Raw genomic sequence first — 5,521 nt, 5'->3', positions numbered from 1 at the left:
ACCCGCAACCATCGCCTCGTCATGTCCGAAACGTCCTCCGCATCCACCTCCGGAACGTCGCTCTCCATCGAAGACATTCGCTCGGAGGTCGACGACTACCGGTTTTACCACGTCCACCCCAACGCCCGATTCGGCTCGGCGAGCGATCGCTACGGCGGCTGGGTCGGCCAGATTTACCCGGAAGAGACGTACGCGACGAAGATCTCGGAGCGGAAACGACGGCTCGGCGGTGAGGAATACACGGAGCGCCGGGTCCCGATCAGTAGCGTGGCCGACTACTTCGACCACTTCGGCTGCCTGGAAATCGACTTCACGTTCTACCGGCCGCTCCTCGACGATGACGGCACCCCATCTAACAACTACGGCGTGCTTCAGAACTACCTCAATCACGCCCCGGACGACGCCGCCTTCCTCCTGAAAGCACCGCAACAGTACTTTGCCCGCAGCCTGCGACGGGGCGGCAGTTTCGTCGACAACGATGACTATCTGGATTTGGGCGCCTACCGCCGCACCTTTCACGAGCCGGCGCTTGAACTCGTCGGCGACCGCCTGGCGGGCATCATCTTTCAGCAGGAGTACCGGCGCGTGGGCGACAGCCCGAGCCCTGCCGCCAACGTCGACACGATGGAGGACTTCTTCGCCCCACTCGGCGACGATGCGCAGATCCACATCGAACTACGATCCGAGCACCTCCTCGAACCGGTCTACTTCGACTGGCTCGAAGAGCGAGGCCTCGGCCACGTGTTCAGTCACTGGACCTGGCTTCCGAAAATCCGGGATCAGTGGACGATGTCTGGCGAGCGGCTGACGGCCGCCAACCAGGAGGTCGTCACCCGCCTCCTGACGCCGCGAAATGAGAAATACGCCGATGCCTACGCGAAGGCCTATCCGTTCGACAAGCCGGTGCCCGACATCTGCGACACAGAGGGGGCAAGAGACATGGTGCTGGATGTGACGGCGCTTGTCTACCGCGCCGAAGCGCAAAACGCACTCGTCAATATCGTCGCCAACAACCGGGCCTGGGGAAACGCCCCGGACCTCGCCCGAACCATCTCCCACCGGATTCTGGACGAACAGGAGAAACGATCGTCGTAACGTTTACGCGTTGGTGCGTTTACGCGTTGGTGCGTTGAATCGTTGAATCGTTGGTGCGTTGACGCGTTGGTGCGTTGAATCGTTGAGGCGTTGAGGCGTTGCAGGGGCGAATTTGGGATTCAGGATGGGCTTGTTGCATGGCATCGAGATACGAGGCTAAACGCGGGCTGAGTGCAGTTTCCCCCGGGCCTTGCGCGGGCCGGCGTCTCGGAAGGCGACGGGACGCCGAGCGGCGCTTCGGCCATCGTTGTCTGAGCGAGCGCAGCGTCTGAACGAGCGCAGCGAGTGAGATTCGATGGGCGGCCGCTCAAGACCCATAGCCTTCAGCCGGAGCGCGGACGACCGGGCGACTTTTTTTCGTTCCCTTTTTTGGTCGGTCAAAAAAGGGGACACCCGCTGCAGAAACGGTCTGAGACGTCCGTCGCCTGACGGCCCGTCTTGGCGATCACCACCGGACGTTCCGAGACTGCATGTCCCGCCATGCAACAATGACATTCAGCATTGGGGATTAAGGATACCCGTTATGAGCGTCCTTAAGTCTCATCGCAACGACGCTCGCTTATGCGCAGGTTTACGCTACGATCCAGCGTTGCTGCGTTGCTGCGTTGCTGCGTTGATCGGTTGAACGTTTCGCGTTCGATCCGGAATTGGGGATTGGGGATTCAGGATTTCGTATTCGTGATGGACCGGCGAGACTGTGATCGTTCTCCGTGCTACACTCCGCGCCCGGACGCAGAACCCGTTCTTCATTCCAGCCCGATCATGCGCCGCCAGGTCAACCAAAGCGGTCTGAACGAGCCCAGCGAGCGAGCGTCCACATTCGACCCGTCCCACGACCGGCAGCCAAGCCCGCGCCGCTCCCAACAACGTACAGACCGAGCGCCCGCACACCCCCGTTCTCCCTTTCTCCCTCTCCCCCATGCCGCTCACCGTGCGTCCAGATAATCCTGGAGAATGACGGCGGCCGCGGCCGCGTCCACCCGCCCCTTATCGTGACGCCCCGGCTGCCGGACGCCGGCCTCGCGAAGGGCGCCGATCGCTATTTCCGAGCTGAAGCGCTCATCCTGCCGCACGACATCTACGTCCGGCACGACGTCTCGTAGCTCCTCGATGAAGGCGTCAACGAATTCGGTGGATTCGTTCTCTTCCCCGTCCATCGACAACGGCCATCCGACGACCAGGACAGAGATCCCGTCCTCTTCGTGCAACCGCTCGACTTCCGCCACCGCCTTGGCGGGAGCGAACGTGCCGTGCACCTGCGAAAACACGTGCAGGGGATCGGACCTCGCAATCCCGATGCGTTTGGTGCCCACGTCCACGCCGACGACGCGGGGTGTTGCGTTTAATAGGCTCACAGATCGTAAACCGAAGCTCAGGAGGAAGGACTCGAGCCGTCGCTGTCCGGTGCATCCGCACTTCCCTCCGGGATGTCGTAATCCAACTCGCGAAGCGGCGTCTTCAGTACCTCCTGAATCCGCTTGCCGGGCCGGAAATGGGTCTTGCGGCGACTCGGGATGAAGACCGGCTCATTGGTCTTGGGGTTGCGGGCCTTCGGTTTGGCCTTGGTTTTCTTGACCTCGAACACGCCGAAGTCTCGCAGCTCGACCCGTCGCTCGGGATCGGCTTCAATGAGAAGGTCCCCCAGCGCGGTCAGGACAGCGCTGACCCAGGGCTCGCTCTTGTAGATCGGCTCGTCCATGAGCTGCGCAACCTTGCGCGCGACATCTTTCTTCGTAAGCGTCTCGGGGCGATCGGACATGAGGTCAAAGACAACCAGGAGCATCCATTGAGCGCCTACCGGCCATGATGTGCGCGGTACACGGAGTGTATAACATATTTTGCTCCACCCCCATCTTCAACCGTTTTGAACCGAAAACCCGAGCGGCCCCATCCACGCGGGCCAGAGCGGCTCAAACGGACGCCCGTCATTCTTCGAAGCGATACACACCGTACAGCCCGTCGATGCGTTTCAGGCGTTCCTTGAGGCGCTCAAGATGCTTGAGGTCGGCCACGTGGAGCGTGACCCGGCCCTCGAAGACACCGTCTTCCGAGTCGATTGTGAGCGAGCGAATGTACGTGTTCAGGTTTTTGGAAATGACCGTCGTGATATCGTTCAGCATGTTGGCCCGGTCTTCCCCCATCAGGCGGAGCGCAGCCACGAAGTGAACGTCCTTCTGGTGGCTCCAGTCCACATCCTGAATCCGATGCGGATGGTTGTTGAGCAGATCGGTGGCGTTTGGGCAGTTCGTCCGGTGAATGTTGATGGAGCCCGTTTTACTGACGAATCCGAACACATCGTCCCCCGGAATCGGGTTGCAGCAGGACGAGTAATTGACCTTGATGTCGCGCTGCATTTCCCCGTCGATCACGAGCGCCTGGCGCCCGCTCGTTTGCGCCGTCTCGAGGAAGTTCTCGTACTGCTCGCGGAGGGACTCTTCATCGTGCTGTTCGTCCTCCTCCGGCGAGACGGTGCCGTCCTTGATGTAGGAAATCAGATCCTGCGGATCGTAGATCCCGGCTCCGATCTCGTAGAACAGCTGGCGCAAGTCCGGAAACTTAATGTCGTGGGCGTACTGCTGGAGATCGTGGTCGCTCACCTCCAGGTGAGCTTTCTCTGCTGCCTTTTCCCAGATCTCGCGACCATGCTCGGCCGTCTTCCGGCGTTTCTCGTTCTTCCAGTGGCGAATGCGACTCTTCGCCTTGTGCGTCTGGACGAAATTCTCCCAGTCCGGATTCGGGGACTGCTTCTTGGAGGTGATAATCTCGACCTGATCGCCGCTCTGAAGCTCCCGGGACAACGGCACCATCTTGCCATTCACCTTCGCACCGATGCACTGCATGCCGACCTCGGTGTGTACCTTGAAGGCAAAATCGACCGGCGTGGCACCCTTCGGGAGCGTCATCAGATCGCCCATGGGCGTGAAGACGTAGATCTCCTCGTCGTAAAGGTTCAGGCGAAATTCCTCGACAAACTCCGTGGCTTCCTCCGGCTTCGGACTGTCGAGAAGATCCCGTACCCATTCCAGGAACTGCTCCATCTCCTCGTCGACGTTCTTCCGCCCCTCCTTATACCGCCAGTGCGCCGCAACGCCTTTCTCGGCCACCTCGTGCATGCGGTCAGTGCGGATCTGTACTTCGACGCGCCGACCGCCGGGCCCAAGCACCGTGGTGTGCAGGCTCTGGTAGCCGTTGCCTTTCGGGTTGGAGATGAAGTCACGAAAACGCGTGGGGAGCGGCTTGTAGACGTCGGTGACAACGGAGTACACGCGCCAGCAGTCTTCCTTCCCCTTCTTCTCCCGCGTATTGTTGTCAACGTCGTCCGACGTCTTCAGAACGATGCGGATCGCAAAGATGTCGTAGATCTCATCGATCGGCTTGTCCTGCCGCTTCATCTTGCGATGAATGGAGTAGATGTTCTTGACCCGACTGTAGATCTGGAACTCGTATCCCTCCTCTTCAAGGCGCTCTTCGAGCGGATCGATGAAGGCGGAAATAAACTTATCCCGCTCTTCCGCCAGGTCGCTGATCGTACCGACGATATGCTCGTACGCGGACGGATCCAGGATCTTCAGCGACAGATCCTCGAGTTCGCTCTTGATGGAGTGAAGCCCGAACCGGTGTGCGAGCGGCGCGAAGAGGTCGAGCGTCTCGCCGGCCTTCTTGAGCTGCTTCTTTTTCGGAAGCGCGTCGATCGTCCGCATGTTGTGCAGGCGGTCGGCGAACTTGACGAGGATGACCCGCAGATCCGTCGCCATGGAGAGCATCAGCTTGCGGACGTTCTCCGCCTGGCCGAGCTCTCGGCTCGCGAAAACGCCACTGATCTTGGTCAGCCCGTCGATGACGGCAGCCATGGTCTCCCCGAACTCCGACTCGATGAAGTCGAGCGAGAGCTCCGTGTCCTCCACAACGTCATGCAGGAGCGCCGCCGCCACACTGAGGTCGTCCAGCCCAATATCCCGGGCCACGATGGTGGCGACCTCCAGGGGGTGGCTGATGTACCGCTCACCGGAGGCCCGCCAGTCGTCGCGATGCGCCCAGTAGCTCAGTTTAAAGGCGCGGCGGATGAGGTCTTCGTCCACCGAGGGCAGGTGCGTCCGGCAGTGCGCCAAGAGGTTCTCCAGACCCTCGACGTAGTTCTGGTCGATGTCGAGGTCGTCTTTTTGGAGGACGGCGGAAGCTTGAATCATATACTCAGGGCATGAAGTGCGTGATGCCGGAATACGTGGTACCTTTTTTCCGCTGCAAGGTTCATCCCATACGCACCGCGGGACTACTCTTGCAGCGGCGCGCCTCCATGCTAACGCTCCGTACCACACAAAAAGCACCACCCCGAGGCGTCGGCGTGGTGCTTTCGGTGTATCTCGTGCCGGCATGGAGAGCGTCAGGCCGCTCCAGCTGCTGCTTCTTCCGTTTCTTCCGTCTCCTC

General features: G+C 60.6%; 4 protein-coding genes. 1 reads left to right on the top strand and 3 read right to left on the bottom strand.

Going from position 1 to position 5,521, the window contains the following annotated elements; all coding sequences use genetic code 11:
- Nucleotides 1-21: 21 nt before the first annotated feature.
- Entirely contained in the window at nucleotides 22-1,095 is a 1,074-nt protein-coding gene (locus ACFCU0_RS15770) for a DUF72 domain-containing protein (RefSeq protein WP_434974641.1), read from the top strand.
- A 926-nt stretch (nucleotides 1,096-2,021) separates the two neighbouring features.
- Here ACFCU0_RS15770 and ruvX read toward each other — a convergent pair.
- The 3 genes from ruvX to ACFCU0_RS15755 form a co-directional block, all read right to left on the bottom strand.
- A complete protein-coding gene (gene ruvX, locus ACFCU0_RS15765) occupies nucleotides 2,022-2,450 on the bottom strand; it encodes a Holliday junction resolvase RuvX (RefSeq protein ID WP_434974640.1) in 429 nt (142 codons plus the stop codon).
- A gap of 17 nt (nucleotides 2,451-2,467) precedes the next feature.
- The gene (locus ACFCU0_RS15760; RefSeq protein WP_434974639.1) at nucleotides 2,468-2,854 is read right to left on the bottom strand and encodes an HU family DNA-binding protein; all 387 of its coding nucleotides are present in this window, start codon (nucleotides 2,852-2,854) and stop codon (nucleotides 2,468-2,470) included.
- A 166-nt stretch (nucleotides 2,855-3,020) separates the two neighbouring features.
- A complete protein-coding gene (locus ACFCU0_RS15755) occupies nucleotides 3,021-5,282 on the bottom strand; it encodes a RelA/SpoT family protein (RefSeq protein WP_434974638.1) in 2,262 nt (753 codons plus the stop codon).
- Nucleotides 5,283-5,521: the final 239 nt, after the last annotated feature.

Origin of the sequence: Longibacter sp. (assembly GCF_051155795.1) — a bacterium.
In the GTDB taxonomy this organism is placed as follows: Bacteria; Bacteroidota; Rhodothermia; order Rhodothermales; family Salinibacteraceae; genus Longibacter.
The sequence above is the reverse complement of the archived record's forward strand: the minus strand, read 5'-3'. Positions and strand labels throughout refer to the sequence as shown.